Source organism: Streptomyces sp. NPDC020875 (assembly GCF_040641415.1).
Classification (GTDB): Bacteria; Actinomycetota; Actinomycetes; order Streptomycetales; family Streptomycetaceae; genus Streptomyces.
Genome location: NZ_JBFADP010000013.1, coordinates 37,430 through 52,132 on the forward strand (window position 1 = coordinate 37,430; position 14,703 = coordinate 52,132).

The 14,703-nt window shown below is 71.1% G+C and carries 16 protein-coding genes; 5 read left to right on the top strand and 11 right to left on the bottom strand.

The genetic code is table 11. The features are described from left to right. Window positions 1-175: 175 nt before the first annotated feature. The 8 genes from AB0G74_RS09755 to AB0G74_RS09790 all read right to left on the bottom strand — a co-directional run bounded on the left by AB0G74_RS09755 (window position 176) and on the right by AB0G74_RS09790 (window position 6,792). Window positions 176-604, bottom strand: coding sequence for a rhodanese-like domain-containing protein (locus AB0G74_RS09755; protein WP_361142633.1), 429 nt, complete (start codon window positions 602-604; stop codon window positions 176-178). Beyond that, window positions 601-1,239: a cysteine dioxygenase gene (locus AB0G74_RS09760; RefSeq protein ID WP_361142636.1), complete on the bottom strand. Its 639-nt coding sequence runs from the start codon at window positions 1,237-1,239 to the stop codon at window positions 601-603. Before AB0G74_RS09760 ends, AB0G74_RS09755 begins: the two co-directional genes overlap by 4 nt. Before the next feature lie 116 nt (window positions 1,240-1,355). Further along, window positions 1,356-1,442: a putative leader peptide gene (locus AB0G74_RS09765; protein WP_358825559.1), complete on the bottom strand. Its 87-nt coding sequence runs from the start codon at window positions 1,440-1,442 to the stop codon at window positions 1,356-1,358. A 33-nt stretch (window positions 1,443-1,475) separates the two neighbouring features. Beyond that, the gene (locus AB0G74_RS09770) at window positions 1,476-3,074 is read right to left on the bottom strand and encodes an FAD-dependent monooxygenase (RefSeq protein WP_361142638.1); all 1,599 of its coding nucleotides are present in this window, start codon (window positions 3,072-3,074) and stop codon (window positions 1,476-1,478) included. A 237-nt stretch (window positions 3,075-3,311) separates the two neighbouring features. Next, window positions 3,312-4,199, bottom strand: coding sequence for an amino acid ABC transporter permease (locus AB0G74_RS09775; protein ID WP_361142641.1), 888 nt, complete (start codon window positions 4,197-4,199; stop codon window positions 3,312-3,314). Then, the gene (locus tag AB0G74_RS09780; RefSeq protein WP_361142644.1) at window positions 4,196-4,870 is read right to left on the bottom strand and encodes an amino acid ABC transporter permease; all 675 of its coding nucleotides are present in this window, start codon (window positions 4,868-4,870) and stop codon (window positions 4,196-4,198) included. Before AB0G74_RS09780 ends, AB0G74_RS09775 begins: the two co-directional genes overlap by 4 nt. Before the next feature lie 78 nt (window positions 4,871-4,948). Then, window positions 4,949-5,776 carry a glutamate ABC transporter substrate-binding protein gene (locus tag AB0G74_RS09785; protein ID WP_361142646.1) on the bottom strand — a complete coding sequence of 276 codons (828 nt, stop codon included), beginning with the start codon at window positions 5,774-5,776 and terminating at the stop codon, window positions 4,949-4,951. A 230-nt stretch (window positions 5,777-6,006) separates the two neighbouring features. Further along, window positions 6,007-6,792, bottom strand: a complete 786-nt coding sequence (locus tag AB0G74_RS09790) for an amino acid ABC transporter ATP-binding protein (RefSeq protein WP_361142649.1) — start codon at window positions 6,790-6,792, stop codon at window positions 6,007-6,009. A gap of 338 nt (window positions 6,793-7,130) precedes the next feature. Between AB0G74_RS09790 and AB0G74_RS09795 the strand changes: the two genes are divergently transcribed. After that, window positions 7,131-7,841, top strand: a complete 711-nt coding sequence (locus AB0G74_RS09795; RefSeq protein ID WP_361142651.1) for a response regulator transcription factor — start codon at window positions 7,131-7,133, stop codon at window positions 7,839-7,841. 7 nt (window positions 7,842-7,848) lie between these two features. Next, window positions 7,849-9,252, top strand: coding sequence for a HAMP domain-containing sensor histidine kinase (locus AB0G74_RS09800; RefSeq protein ID WP_361142654.1), 1,404 nt, complete (start codon window positions 7,849-7,851; stop codon window positions 9,250-9,252). Here the strand turns inward: AB0G74_RS09800 and AB0G74_RS09805 are convergent. Further along, on the bottom strand, window positions 9,242-10,240 hold the full coding sequence (locus tag AB0G74_RS09805; protein ID WP_361142656.1) for a TAXI family TRAP transporter solute-binding subunit: 999 nt from the start codon (window positions 10,238-10,240) through the stop codon (window positions 9,242-9,244). The two genes, AB0G74_RS09800 and AB0G74_RS09805, sit on opposite strands and share 11 nt — an antisense overlap. A gap of 126 nt (window positions 10,241-10,366) precedes the next feature. Between AB0G74_RS09805 and miaB the strand changes: the two genes are divergently transcribed. Next, the gene (gene miaB, locus AB0G74_RS09810; RefSeq protein WP_361142659.1) at window positions 10,367-11,884 is read left to right on the top strand and encodes a tRNA (N6-isopentenyl adenosine(37)-C2)-methylthiotransferase MiaB; all 1,518 of its coding nucleotides are present in this window, start codon (window positions 10,367-10,369) and stop codon (window positions 11,882-11,884) included. A gap of 105 nt (window positions 11,885-11,989) precedes the next feature. Continuing rightward, entirely contained in the window at window positions 11,990-12,697 is a 708-nt protein-coding gene (locus tag AB0G74_RS09815; RefSeq protein ID WP_361142662.1) for a class III extradiol dioxygenase subunit B-like domain-containing protein, read from the top strand. Between the two features lie 152 nt (window positions 12,698-12,849). On the opposite strand, the gene AB0G74_RS09820 is transcribed toward AB0G74_RS09815, so the two are convergent. Continuing rightward, complete coding sequence (locus AB0G74_RS09820; protein ID WP_361142665.1) at window positions 12,850-13,110, bottom strand: antitoxin; 261 nt, start codon at window positions 13,108-13,110, stop codon at window positions 12,850-12,852. Between the two features lie 90 nt (window positions 13,111-13,200). Further along, a complete protein-coding gene (locus AB0G74_RS09825) occupies window positions 13,201-13,545 on the bottom strand; it encodes a hypothetical protein (RefSeq protein WP_361142668.1) in 345 nt (114 codons plus the stop codon). Between the two features lie 177 nt (window positions 13,546-13,722). Here AB0G74_RS09825 and miaA point away from each other — a divergent pair, with 177 nt between their 5' ends. Next, on the top strand, window positions 13,723-14,661 hold the full coding sequence (gene miaA, locus AB0G74_RS09830) for a tRNA (adenosine(37)-N6)-dimethylallyltransferase MiaA (RefSeq protein ID WP_361142672.1): 939 nt from the start codon (window positions 13,723-13,725) through the stop codon (window positions 14,659-14,661). Window positions 14,662-14,703: the final 42 nt, after the last annotated feature.

The following is a 14,703-nucleotide window of genomic DNA, read 5'->3' on the forward strand; positions in this document are numbered from 1 at the left end:
GCCCACCTGGCGCGCGGAGCACGGCGGTCACGAGGCGTACGTGACCTCGGGACCGGTCCTCCCCTCCCGTGCCACCGGGGCGGGCGGGCGAGGAGGACCGTACGCCGGGAGCCGTTGTCGGTCGGCGGCCCGCCGAGCTGGACACCCCCGGCGCGGTCCCGGCCGCTCGTGGCCGTCAGACGACGGGCAGTCCCGCCGCCTTCCACGCCTGGAAGCCGTCGATCAGATCCGTCGCACGGTGCAGACCGAGCTGCCGGAGGGAGTCGGCGGCGAGGGACGAGGCGTACCCCTCGTTGCAGACGACCACGATCCGCAGATCGTGGTCGACCGCCTCGGGCAGCCGATGACTGCCCCGGGGGTCGAGCCGCCACTCCAGCTCGTTGCGCTCCACGACGACCGCCCCCGGGATGAGCCCGTCCCGGTCGCGCAGCGCCGCATAGCGGATGTCCACCAGCAGGGCGCCCGCCGCTGCCTCTTCGACGGCTTGCCCGGCCGACACCCGGTCGAGCCCCGCCCGGACTCGCTCCAGCAGGACATCGATTCCGACGGGCGCGGCGGGACCGCCGACGATCGACGCTTCGGTTGAGATGTTGTCGCTGTTCACTGCCAGTCCTCCGGACGCTCGACCTGTTCCAGGCGGAGTACCGCGCCGGTACGGCTGAACCGGCGGATCAGCGGCAACGGCGGATAGTACGCGTGTACGGAGACGGCGTGCGCGGCCGACGCGTTCAGTACCTCGTGCACATGGTGGCGGCCGAACGCCCGGCCCTGCCCGGCGGCCAGCCGGCGCTCCCGGTCGAAGTCCTCCGCCAGTTCCAGGGTCTTCCAGCCACCGGCCGGAAGCCGTACCGCCAGGGAGTGTTCGACCAGTTCGCCCGTCGCGGTGGCGAAGGCGCCGAGCGATTCGGCGTGATCGTGCCAGCCGGTACCCGAACCCGGCGGCCAGCCGATCAGCCATGCCTCGCTCTCCCCCGGCCCGGCCAGCCGTACCCAGGTACGGCCGTCCGGGTCGAGGGGAAGCGACGCGATCAGCTCCGGGTCGGCCGCGGCCCGGCGGACGAAGTCGAGGAGTTCGGCGGAGGAGGGGCCGGAGCCCCGGACGGCCGGACCGGCCGGAACGGACGAGGAGCCGGAGGGGACCGAAGGCGTAGCGGGGGGTGATGAGGGCGGGGACGACGAGGTCGCCGTGTTTGGTGGGGTCGGCGGGCGGGAGGGAAACGCGGACACGGGCTGGGACATGGTTGAACCGTCCTGAGGAGTTCGCGGAGGCGCGCGGGAACGCGAAGCGGCCCGTACGGTGCGCGCGGAAACAGCGACACCGGAGCGCCGGGAGAAGGAGGGAGAACGTCGCGAAGTCAGACGGACGGTCGACACACGCAGCCCGCGTAGCGGAGCAGGTCCATATGGACCCTCCGCCACAGGCGTACATCGGTGTCGGTCACGAATCGGAGTACACCATCGGTGCCCTCCCTCGGTCAATTGACGTCCGCGGTGCTGTCGCTGGGCGCCGCCGAGGTGTCGCCGCCGCCGCGGACCGCGTCGGCCGCCGCGTACAGCTCATCCGGGCGCACCCCCGGGAAGGCGGCGACGAGATGCCCGTCCGGCCGTACCAGCAGCACGGTATGGGCGGACGCCCCCGGATACGCCTCCGCCACCAGCAGCTCGGCGGGTACGGGCAGGGCGGAGACCGCGGCGTCCAGCCGGGGCATCACCCCGGCGCCCTGCCAGTGCCTGCGGTCCCACACCCCGGTGCCGGGCGCGATCAGCAGGACCAGCAGCCGGCCCTGCCCCAGCCGGTCCCGGAGCCGGGCCCCCGTACCGTCCGGGGCGGTCACCGGTACGTCCTCGACCGGACCCCCCGGTTCCGTGGCGACGGTGACCTGGGCCGCGGTGCGTTCGGGGGCGAGCGGCGAATGGGTGTGCGCCGGCGGGGCGCCGAGCGGCCCCCGGCCGAGATGGGCGTCGGTGAGCAGGGTGTCGTGGCCGCGTGTCGTCCCGGGCAGCCGGACCCGCAGGCCCCCGCCCCCGCGAACCGACGACAGGACGTGGTCGGCGGCGCGCAGCCGGGCCGCGACCGCGGTCCGCCGCTCCGCCTGGTAGCTGTCGAGCAGCGTCTCCGAGCCTTCGTGCCGACGGGCGTACGCCAGCTTCCAGGCCAGGTTGTCGACGTCCCGCAGCCCCTCGTCCAGGCCCTGGGTCCCGAGTGCGCCCAGCAGATGCGCCGCGTCGCCCGCCAGAAAGGCCCGGTCGACCCGCCAGCGCATGGCCAGCCGGTGGTGCGCCGTGTACACGCCGGTGTCGAGGAGGTCGTACGGCGGAGTCGTTCCGCACCAGCCCGCGAGGGTGTCGCGGACCCGGGCCACCAGGGTGTCGGGGGTGACCAGATCGGTGCCGGGCGGCAGCAGCCAGTCCAGCCGCCAGACGTCGTCGGGCAGGGGACGGGCGGTGATCTCGGCGGCCGCGCCGCGCCACGGCGGCTGACGGTGCAGCAGGGCCTCGTCGGGCCAGGGGAGTTCGACGCGCAGGGTGGCCACGGCATGGCGTTCCACCGCCGTACGCCCGGGGAAGCGGATGCCCAGGAGTTTGCGTACGGTCGACCGGGCGCCGTCGCAGCCCACGACATGGCTGCCCCGCCACCAGGTCGCCTTCGGGTCCCGGGTGTGGACGGTGACCGCGCCGGGCTCCTGCTCCAGCGCGTCGACCCGGCCCGCGGGGACCAGGGTGACCAGCGGCTGGGCGGCGACCGCGGCCCGCAGACCGCGAGTCAGGGCGTGCTGGGGGATGTGCAAAGGCGAAGGAGGGGCGTCGCCGCCGAGCGGTAGCCGTCGCACCTCCTGCTTGCGGCGCGTCGAGCGCCAGCCGGTCCAGTGGGCGCCTTCGTCGCGGAGGGTGGCGCAGCCGAGGCGGTCGAGGGCCGCCGCCGTATCGGGGCGCAGGACGACGGTCCTGGCGGGACGGGGTTCCTCGGTCTCGGTGGACTCGTCGAGCAGTACCGACGGTACGCCCTGGCGGCCGAGCGCGAGGGCGAGGGCCAAGCCGACCGGCCCGGCGCCGACGACGATCACCGGGTCCACGGAGCGGCTCCTCGGCCTCGCCGGGACGTCAGGGCGGTCGTTGGCGTTCGGGAAGGTTCGGTGGAGCCCCGGTGCGCGATCACAGAACGTATGCAACCCACTGGGGGTGTCTGCGTCAAGTGACGGGGGAGCGGCACGGCGGGCACTGATCCATCGGGGGTGCGCGGGGTGGTGACGGCGGGGGCGGTAGCGCCGTGTTCGGCACTACCGCCCCCGCCGTTTCGATCTCGTCCGTGGCTACGGTGTCTTTCCGGCGTCGCCCGCCGTGGCTTCGACGGTGTCACCGCTGAGGACCGCGCCGGTGCTCTTCTTCCCCTGCCGGATCCGCCTCTCCAGCCAGCTGGCGAAGCTGGTGAGCAGGAAGTTCAGCAGGATGAAGATGAGCGAGATGACGGTCAGTGTGGCGATGGTGTTCGCGCCGTAGTTCGCCGTGATCGCCCGGTTCTGGTACAGCAGCTCGCCGAAGCCGAGGAGGGCACCGCCGAGCGCCGTGTCCTTGACGATGACGACGAGCTGGCTGACGAGCGCGGGCAGCATCGCGGTGACCGCCTGCGGCAGCAGGACATAGGTCATCGTCTGGCCCTTGCGCATCCCGATCGCCTGGGCGGCGTCGGTCTGACCCCGGGGCAGCGACAGGATTCCGGCCCGGACGATCTCCGCGATCACCGAGGCGTTGTAGAGCACCAGGCCGATGATTACCGCGTACATCGGCCGGAAGTCCGACTCGATGTCGGTGAACTCCACCAGGAACTGGAAGGCGAAGACCATCAGCAGCAGAACCGGGATGGCGCGGAAGAACTCGATCACCGCACCGACCGGTATCCGGACCCAGGCATGGTCCGAGAGCCGTCCGATACCGAGCGCCGCGCCCAGGGGCAGGGCGATCACCACGGAGATCGCCGCCGCCTTCACCGTCTCCCAGAGACCCGGGAGCAGGAAGGTGGTCCAGACCTTGGAGTCCTTGACGAAGGGGCTCCACTTCTCCGATTCGAGCTGCCCCTTGTCGGCCATGGTGGCGAGGATCCACCAGAGGCCGAGCCCCAGCACCACCAGAAAGACAACGGTGTAGGCGATGTTCCGGGCCTTCGCCTTGGGGCCCGGCTCGTCGTACAGAACGGAACTCATCGCTTCACCGCCACACGCTTGGCCACCCAGCCCAGAAGCAGACCGGTCGGCAGGGTCAGAACGATGAAGCCGAAGGCGAAGACGCCGAAGACGGCGAAGAGCGCGTCGGCCTCGTTCTCGACCATGATCTTCATCAGGGCCGAGGCTTCCGCCACCCCGATCGCCGAGGCCACCGTGGTGTTCTTGGTGAGGGCGATCAGGACGTTGGTGAGCGGGGTGACGGCCGCACGGAACGCCTGGGGGAGTACGACCAGGGTCAGGACTTGCAGGAAGCTGAAGCCCATGGCCCGGGCGGCCTCCGCCTGCCCGACCGGGACCGTGTTGATCCCGGAGCGCAGCGCCTCGCAGACGAAGGTGCCGGTATAGGCGACCAGTCCGAGGACGGCCATCCGGAACCCGATGTCCTCGAAGGTCTCACCTCCGAGCTTCACGCCCAGGGTCGAGGCGAGGCCCGCGGAACAGGCCACGATCACCACGGTCAGCGGTGTATTACGAACGATGTTGACATAGCCGGTACCGAAGGCCCGCATGAGCGGGACGGGGCCGACCCGCATCCCGGCCAGCAGCGTTCCCCAGATCAGGGAACCGACGGCCGAGTAGGCGGTGAGCTTGACCGTCATCCAGAACGCGTCGAGCAGGTCGTACTGCGGGGAATCGAGGAAATCGAACACGTTGACCCGCGATCTCTCCTGGTGGGTAGATGGCGCGTGCCATCGGCCGCCGGGGCCGATGGCACGTCACCGCTGGCCTCAGCTCGCGTCGATCGCCGGCGCGGGCTCGTTCTGGTAACCGGACTTGCCGAAGTTGGCCTCGACGAACTTGTCCCAGGACTTGTCGGACTTCATCTTCTCCAGGGCCTTGTTGATCTTGGCCTTGAGGTCGGCGTCGCCCTTCTTGATGCCGATGCCGTAGTTCTCGTTGCTCAGCTTCAGACCGGCGAGCTTGAACTTGCCCTGGTGTTCGGCCTGGGAGGCGTACCCGGCGAGGATCGCGTCATCCGTGGTGAGGGCGTCGACCTCCTTGTTCTCCAGGCTGGTCAGGCACTCGGAGTAGCCGCCCAGGGTCTTGAGGTCGGCCTTGGGGGCGAGCTTCTCCTGGACGTTCTGGGCGGAGGTGGAGCCCGTGACCGAGCACAGCTTCTTCTCGTTCAGGTCCGCGGCCTTGGTGATGCCCGTCTCGTCCTTGCGGATCAGCAGGTCCTGATGGGCGAGGAAGTACGGACCGGCGAAGTCGACCTTCGCCTTGCGCTTGTCGGTGATCGAGTAGCTGGCGACGATGAACTTGACGTCACCGTTGGCCAGCATGGTCTCCCGCTGGGAGCTCGGGGTCTGCTTCCACTCGATGTCCTTGGCCTCGTAGCCCAGTTCCTTGGCGATATACGTCGCGACATCGACATCGAACCCGGTGTACTTGCCGTCCGGGGTCTTCAGACCGACACCGGGCTGGTCGAACTTGATCCCGATGGTGATCTTGCCGCCGCCGTCGCCGGAGTCGCTGCCTCCACAGGCGGTCGCGGCCAGGGAGAGGGTGAGAACGGTGGCGATGGCCGCGGATACCTTGCGGGCGCGGAGCTTCATGTGAACATCCCTTACGTCGTGGTTCGCCGTTGCTGAGCCGTCCGTCGGCCGACGCGACCCGGGACCGTGACCCGGCCCGGAACCAGCCCCGGTTCGGTCCGGAACTGGTCCGGGCCGCCGGGCCGATACGGATACGGGTGCGCGGCGGTCCCGGCGGGTCGGTCGGTCCCGGCCGGAGCGCGTGGCCCGGGCGGCAGCCGATGTGCTGGTGGGTGACGTGACCGCTGGGGTCAGTGGTGCAGGATCTTCGACAGGAAGTCCTTGGCGCGGTCGCTGCGCGGGTTGCTGAAGAACTCGTCGGGCGTGGCCTCTTCGACGATCTTGCCGTCGGCCATGAAGACGACCCGGTTGGCGGCGGAGCGGGCGAAGCCCATCTCGTGGGTGACCACGACCATGGTCATGCCGTCCCGGGCGAGCTGCTGCATGACCTCCAGCACCTCGTTGATCATCTCGGGGTCGAGGGCCGAGGTCGGCTCGTCGAACAGGATGACCTTGGGGTCCATCGCCAGCGCCCGGGCGATCGCCACCCGCTGCTGCTGGCCGCCGGAGAGCTGAGCCGGGTACTTGTCGGCCTGGGTTCCCACGCCGACCCGGTCGAGCAGCTCACGCGCCCGCCGCTCCGCCTCGCCCTTCTCCTTCTTGCGGACCTTGATCTGGCCCAGCATGACGTTCTCCAGGACCGTCTTGTGGGCGAAGAGGTTGAACGACTGGAACACCATGCCGACATCGGCGCGCAGCCGGGCCAGCTCACGGCCCTCCGAGGGCAGCGGCTTGCCGTCGATCGAGATCGACCCGTTGTCGATGGTCTCCAGCCGGTTGATGGTGCGGCAGAGGGTGGACTTGCCGGACCCGGAAGGTCCGATGACGACCACGACCTCACCCCGGGCGATGGTCAGGTCGATGTCCTGGAGCACATGCAGCGCGCCGAAGTGCTTGTTGACATCGCTCAGTACGACCAGGTCCTCGGCCGCAGGAGCGGCACTTCCGTCGTCCTTGGACACAGATACTCCGCTCATCGGCCCACAGCCCCCGTCCTCCTTGGTTGGGAGGACAGTAGTGACGCGGTGCGACCAGCGTCATTACATCTGAGCGGAAATTGAGCATAACGATCCGGCCTCGTCCGGATACGATGAGTGAATCAGATGACCATCGGCGTACCGGCTGGATAACGGATACGGGCGGGCGGGGGAATGTCCTTGACTGTCCGGCTCGGAATCGGCCTTCATGCGGTGGTACGTCATCGCGTGTGCCGGGAAGCGCCACCACCGGACACGGCCGGCCGCACAGCAAGCACACATCGAGCATCGACGGTCGCGGGGAGCCCGCGGCACGGTGCCGGGACCGAAGGGGGGACATGAGACTGCTGCTCGTCGAGGACGACGATCATGTCGCCGCTGCCCTGTCGGCCGTCCTCGCCCGGCACGGCTTCGATGTGGTGCACGCCCGCAACGGCGAGGAGGCGCTGCGGGCCGTGCTGCCCGCGACCCATCCCGGCAAGCCGCCCTTCGGGGTGGTACTGCTCGATCTCGGCCTGCCCGACCAGGACGGCTACCAGGTCTGCGGAAAGCTCCGGAAGATCACCGCCACCCCGGTCATCATGGTGACCGCGCGGGCCGACGTCCGCTCCCGGATCCACGGACTCAATCTGGGCGCCGACGACTATGTCGTCAAGCCGTACGACACCGGTGAACTGCTCGCCCGGATCCATGCCGTGGCGCGGCGTACCACCGTCGTGGAGGAGGCGCCCACCGCCTCCGGTGCCGCGGACGACGCCCTGCGACTGGGCGCCGTCACCGTCGAACTCCCCACTCGCCGGGTCAGTGTGGACGGTACGGCCGTCCAGCTCACCCGGAAGGAGTTCGATCTGCTGGCGCTGCTCGCCCAGCGCCCGGGGGTGGTGTTCCGGCGGGAACAGATCATCAGCGAGGTCTGGCGGACCAACTGGGAGGGGACCGGCCGGACCCTGGAGGTCCATGTCGCGTCGCTCCGCGCCAAGCTCGGTATGCCCGCCCTGATCGAGACCGTCCGCGGCGTCGGCTACCGCCTTGTGACACCGGGCGACTGAGGGGACTGTGCGTACCCGTCTCCTCCCCCTGCTGATCGTGCTGATGGCGGGAGTCCTGCTGGCGCTCGGCTTCCCGCTGGCCGTCAGTTTCGCCGCCGGGCAGCAGCAGCGGGTGGTGGTCGACCGGATCGACGACACCGTACGGTTCGCGGCGCTGGCACAGTTCGTCACGGCGAGCGAAGGCGCCGAGGCCGAGCGCCGATCGATGCTCCAGGACCAGCTCAACCGGTACTACTCGACCTACGGCATCCATGTGGGGATCTTCCTCCGGGACGGGAAGTCCCTGATGGCCCGCGCCCCCGGGAACTGGGTCGTACCCGCCGAGGGGCAGGGCCGGGAAGCGTTCCGCGAAGCTCTGACCGGCCGCCGCTCCCAGGACCCTCCGCAGGTATGGCCCTGGGACCGGGACGGACGACTGGTCGTCGCCTCCCCGGTGGTCCGCGACGGGGACGTCGTCGCCGTCGTCCTCACCGACTCGCCCACCGATCAGCTCCGGGAACGGGTAATCCGCGGCTGGCTGCTGATCGCCGCGGGGGAGAGCGCCGCGATGCTGCTCGCCGTGGCCGCCGCGTTCCGGCTCACCGGCTGGGTACTGCGGCCCGTACGGGTACTCGACGCGGCCACCCACGACATCGCCACGGGACGGCTCAACTCCCGTGTCGCCGCCGCCGGGGGCCCGCCCGAACTGCGGCGGCTGGCCCGCTCGTTCAACGAGATGGCCGACAATGTCGAGGGCGTACTCGAACAGCAGCGGACCTTCGTCGCCGACGCCTCCCACCAGCTGCGCAATCCCCTGGCGGCCCTGCTGCTCCGGATCGAGCTGCTGGCCCTGGAGCTGCCGGAGGGCAATGAGGAGATCGCCTCCGTCCGTACCGAGGGCAGACGTCTCGCGCAGGTACTCGACGACCTGCTCGATCTCGCACTCGCCGAACATGCCTCGGCTCCTCTCGAACTCACCGATATCGGCGCCCTGGCGGACGAACGCGTCGCCTCCTGGCGGGCCGTCGCCGAGGACAAGGGCGTCAGGCTGACCGGGACCGGGGGCGCGGTCACGGCCTGGGCGGACCCCATAGCGCTCTCCAGCGCCCTGGACGCGGTGATCGACAACGCGGTCAAGTTCACCCCCGGCGGGGCGGAGGTCACCGTGGTCGTGGCCTCCCGGGGCGAGATCTCCACCGTGGTCGTCACCGATGAGGGCCCCGGGCTCACCGAGGACGAACTGACCCGGGTCGGCGACCGCTTCTGGCGCAGCAACCGGCATCAGAACGTCAAGGGCTCCGGACTGGGGCTCTCCATCTCCCGGGCCCTCCTCTCGGCGGGCGGCGGCACCATCGCCTACGCCCACCACGAGCCCCAGGGGCTGGAGGTCACCCTCACCGTCCCCCGTACCCCACCCGCCCCTACGGCTTGACCGACCGGTAGTAGCGCCCGGCCCCCTCGTGCAGAGGAAGCGGTTCGGTGTAGATGGCGGTCCGCAGATCCACCAGCTGGGCCGGATGGACCGTACGGCCGATGCCGTCACGGCTGCGGATCACCGTTCTGGTGAAGCCCTCCACCAGGGCCGAGTCCATACGATCGGTGGTGACCAGCAGATTCGCCACCGCCATCGAGTTCACCGGGACGCTGCTCTGGGCGCGGGGATAGAGATCCGGGGGCATCATCGCGAACCGGTAGGAGCCCGTCGGGTCGCCCGCCCGGTGCACCTTCTCGATCAGGCCCCGCTCCAGCGGGACCAGACGTATCCGAAAGCGTTCCGAGAGCGACTGCACCGACTTCGTCGGCAGCCCCCCGGACCAGAAGAACGCCTGGATGGTGCCGTTCTCCAACAGCTCGGGGACGGTGTCTATGCCGTTCGGCACGCCCGTGACGTCCTTCACCGGATCGAGGCCCGAGGCGGCCAGCAGCCGGTCCGCTATCAGCCGGACCCCCGATCCCGGCTGGCCGACCCCCACCTTCAGTCCCCGCAGATCCGCGACCTCGCGGACCCGCGAGTCCGCGGGCACGACCAGCTGCACGTAGTCGTCGTACAACCGGGCACAGCCCCGCAGCCGGTCCGCGCCCGGCTTGCCCTCCCGCTGGTACTGCGCGACGGCGTCGGCGGTGGCGATGGTGAAGTCCGCCTCCCCCGAGGCCACCCGGGCGAGATTCTGCTGCGACCCCTCACTCGTCAGCAGGGTGATGTCCACCTCCGGCAGGTCCTCGGCGAGGGCGTCCTTCAACAGTGCGCCGTACCGCTGGTACACCCCGTTGTGCACACCGGTGCTGAAGGTGACGGAGTCCCGCGGCTCCTGCTCTCCCAGCGGCAGCAGCCACCACGAGAGCAGCCCGAGCGCCGCGAGGACGGCGGCGGCCCCGGCGAAGAGCCTCCCGCGGCGGGTGCGGAGCGGATTCGTGAACATGCTTGCGATCCTGACAGGTCACTCACCGTGATGACCAGAGCCCTGGCGAGGACTCGCCAGAGGCGGAATCCCGGCCTCCGTCGGTATCCGGACGGGGGCGTGCCGGACACCGCCTACTCTTGTTGCATGAGCAGCACGGACCGGAGCGGCGCAGTGGACGCCACACGTACATATGAGGTTCGCACCTACGGGTGCCAGATGAACGTCCACGACTCCGAGCGGCTCTCGGGTCTGCTGGAGGGCGCCGGATACGTCCGCGCCCCCGAAGGCTCCGACGGCGACGCCGACGTCGTCGTCTTCAACACCTGCGCGGTCCGTGAGAACGCCGACAACAAGCTCTACGGCAACCTCGGCCGGCTCGCCCCCCGCAAGGCCGGGCGCCCCGGGATGCAGATCGCCGTCGGCGGCTGTCTGGCCCAGAAGGACCGCGACACCATCGTGCGCCGGGCCCCCTGGGTCGACGTCGTCTTCGGTACGCACAACATCGGCAAGCTGCCCGTCCTGCTGGAGCGCGCCCGGGTGCAGGAGGAGGCGCAGGTCGAGATCGCGGAATCGCTGGAGGCGTTCCCCTCGACGCTGCCCACCCGCCGCGAGTCCGCCTACGCGGCCTGGGTCTCCATCTCCGTCGGCTGCAACAACACCTGTACCTTCTGCATCGTCCCGGCCCTGCGCGGCAAGGAGAAGGACCGCAGGCCGGGCGACATCCTCGCGGAGATCGAAGCCCTGGTCGCCGAGGGCGTATCGGAGATCACGCTGCTCGGCCAGAACGTCAACGCCTACGGCTCCGACATCGGCGACCGTGAGGCGTTCAGCAAGCTGCTGCGGGCCTGCGGCCGGGTGGAGGGCCTGGAGCGCGTCCGGTTCACCTCCCCGCACCCCCGCGACTTCACCGACGACGTCATCGCCGCCATGGCCGAGACGCCCAATGTGATGCCCCAGCTCCACATGCCGCTCCAGTCCGGCTCGGACACGGTGCTGCGCGCGATGCGCCGCTCGTACCGCCAGGAGCGGTTCCTCGGGATCATCGAGAAGGTGCGCGCCGCCATCCCGCACGCCGCCATCTCCACCGACATCATCGTCGGCTTCCCCGGCGAGACCGAGGAGGACTTCGAGCAGACGCTGCACACGGTCCGCGAAGCCCGCTTCGCCAACGCCTTCACGTTCCAGTACTCCAAGCGCCCCGGCACCCCCGCCGCCACCATGGACGGCCAGATCCCCAAGGAAGTCGTCCAGGCGCGGTACGAACGCCTGGTCGCCCTCCAGGAGGAGATCTCCTGGGCGGAGAACAAGAAGCAGGTCGGCCGGACCCTCGACGTGATGGTCGCCGAGGGCGAGGGCCGCAAGGACGGTGCCACCCGCCGCCTCTCCGGCCGCGCCCCCGACAATCGCCTCGTCCACTTCACCCAGCCCGACGAGGAGGTGCGGCCGGGCGACGTGGTCACCGTCGAGATCACCTACGCCGCCCCGCACCATCTGCTCGCCGAGGGTGCCGTGTCCGCGGTCCACCGGACGCGGGCCGGTGACGCCTGGCAGAAGCGGAAGGAAGCGGCGGCCCCGAAGCCCGCGGGCGTGATGCTGGGCCTGCCGTCGGTCGGCGTCCCGGCGCCCCTGCCCGCCCCGGCCACGCCCGGCTGCGCGCTCTGATCCGTACCCCGCGGTCCGTACGCCCCATGAGGGCGCCGGACGTCGCCCCGGCCCCGCGACAGGGGCCCGGGGCCGGGCGTTCCGGTACGCACTAGGCTGCCGATCATGCTTGTCGCCGCCGCCGTGTGCCCGTGTCCGCCGCTGCTCGTCCCCGAGGTGGCCACCGGCGCCGCCCCCGAACTCGACTCCGTACGGGCCGCCTGCCTCGACGCCGTCGGGGTCCTGGCGGCGGCCCGCCCCGATCTGCTGGTGGTGATCGGCCCGGCGGAGCCCGACGCGGCCGGACCGTACCCCTCCGGCACCGCCGGGAACTTCCGGGGCTTCGGCGTCGACACCGAGGTCCGGCTCGGCCCGGGAGAGCCCGGTGGACGCCCGCTGCCGTACCCGCTCGCCGTCGGCGCCTGGCTGCTCGCCCGCGCGGGATGGGCGTCCGCACCCGTGGAGGGGCTCGCGGTGGACGAGCGGCTCGCGCCCGGGGCGTGCGCCGCCGAGGGCCGGACGACCGCCGGACGGGCCGAGCGGGTGGCCCTGCTGGTCATGGGGGACGGCAGCGCCTGCCGTACGGTGAAGGCGCCGGGCTATCTCGACAACCGGGCCACCGCCTTCGACGAGAGCGTCGCCCGGGCGCTCGCCGCCGCCGACAGCGGGGCGCTGGCCGCACTCGATCCCCTACTGGCGGCCGAACTGAAGGCCGCGGGCCGGGCCCCCTGGCAGGTCCTCGCCGGGGCCGCGGACGGCACCACGCCGACCGGGACACTGCTCGCCGACGAGGCCCCGTACGGCGTCGGATACCTCGTCGCCACCTGGAGCTGACGACCGCGCGGAGCACCGGCGCACAGGGGACGCCGCGCGCCCCTGGTGCCGAACCCGCCGGAACGACCCGACCGGTCCCACGGCGAACCGAGGGCCGCGGAGCGGTCCGCTCCGCGGCCCTCGGCCGTGGGGAGAAAGCGCTCGGCCGCCGCTCAGGCGGCCGGCGGGGGCGACGAGGGCGGCGGGGGAGTACCGCCGTCGTCGTCCTTGTGGGCGATCCGGCCCAGGGCCTCCTTGGCCTTGCCGGTCCCCGTCTCGATCTTGCCGCTGTACTTGCCCTTGGTGCGCGAGTCGACCGCCTTGGCGGCCTTGTCCAGACCGTGCTCGATCTTGTCCCCGTGCTGCTGCGCGAGGTCGGAGACCTTCTCCTTGGCCGGGGCGAGCTTGGCCTTCAGCGTGTCCATGAGACCCATGGGCCACCTTCCCTCGTGAGCGATTGGTGACATCCAGTGTGACAAACCGGCGCCGGTTTCGCGTTTGCGGTGATCCGTCCGGCGGGTCCCCTACTGGCGGGCGCCCTCGCCCGCCTCACTGCCCTCGACATCGCCCGTCGACTGCTGACGCGGGATCCCCACCCCCGCCCCGACCGGGCTCTCCGCGGCCGTCACCGGGCACCCGGCCGCCTTCTCAGCCTTCTCGGGGTTCTCAGCCTTCGCCGCTTCCGCCGCCTTCTCGGGGTTCTGGGGCTTCTCGCCACCGGTGTCTGCCGAGACCGCGTCCCCGCCCGCCGCGTCGGCGGAGACGTCCCCCGCCGATCCCCCGGCCGCCTCCGTCCCGGCCCCCGGTTCCGCTCCCGCGACCTCGGCCGCCGCCTTCTTCTTCCGCCCGAACCATGACCACACGCTCATGAGCCCTCCATACGTCCTCGTGCGCGCCGCACCCCGCGGCCCCCGGGCCTCCGTCGCGTACCGCCGGGCCCGGACCGCGCAACCGTGCCAGCGCCTCCGCAACAGGAACGAAGCCCCCGCCGCCCCGTCACCTCGCCCGATCGGGGACACCTCCCGCGAGTTTGGGAGACTGGGACGGTGAGTAGTGCAGCCCCCGCGCCGCGGGTCATCGCCGTCGTCGGTCCCACCGCGGCCGGAAAGTCCGATCTGGGTGTCTTCCTCGCCCGCGAACTGGGCGGTGAGGTCGTCAACGCCGACTCCATGCAGCTCTACCGGGGGATGGACATCGGTACCGCCAAGCTGACGGTCGAGGAACGCGGCGGCGTCCCCCACCAGCTCCTCGACATCTGGGACGTCACCGAGGCCGCCAGCGTCGCCGAGTACCAGCGGCGAGCCAGGGCCGAGATCGACCGGCTGCTCGCCGAAGGCCGTACGCCCGTCCTCGTCGGCGGCTCCGGACTCTATGTGCGCGGCGCCGTCGACGCCCTGGAGTTCCCCGGTACGGACCCGGAGATCCGGGCCCGGCTGGAGCGCGAGCTGGAACTCTCCGGCCCCGGCGTACTGCACACCAGGCTCGCCGCGGCCGACCCGGAGGCGGCCCGGGCGATCCTCCCCGGCAACGGCCGCCGGATCGTCCGCGCCCTCGAAGTGATCGAGATCACGGGGCGGCCCTTCACCGCCAATCTCCCCCGCCACGAGTCGGTCTACGACACTGTGCAGATCGGGGTCGACGTCGCCCGGCCGGAGCTGGACGAGCGCATCGCCCGGCGGGTCGACGTGATGTGGGAGGCCGGCTTCGTCGACGAGGTACGCGAACTGGAGGGGCGGGGGTTGCGGGAGGGGCTCACCGCCTCCCGCGCCCTCGGCTACCAGCAGATCCTCGCCGCCCTGGCCGGGGAGTGCACCGAGCAGGAGGCGCGCGACGAGACCGTACGCGCCACCAAACGCTTCGCGCGCCGTCAGGATTCCTGGTTCAGGAAGGACCCCAGGGTGCATTGGCTCAGTGGGGCCGCGGCGGACCGGGGGGAACTTCCGCGGCAGGCGCTGGCGTTGATCGAACGAGCGGTCACAGCCTGATCACGTGATGGCATCGGGACGCCACGCCCGTCATCCAGACAC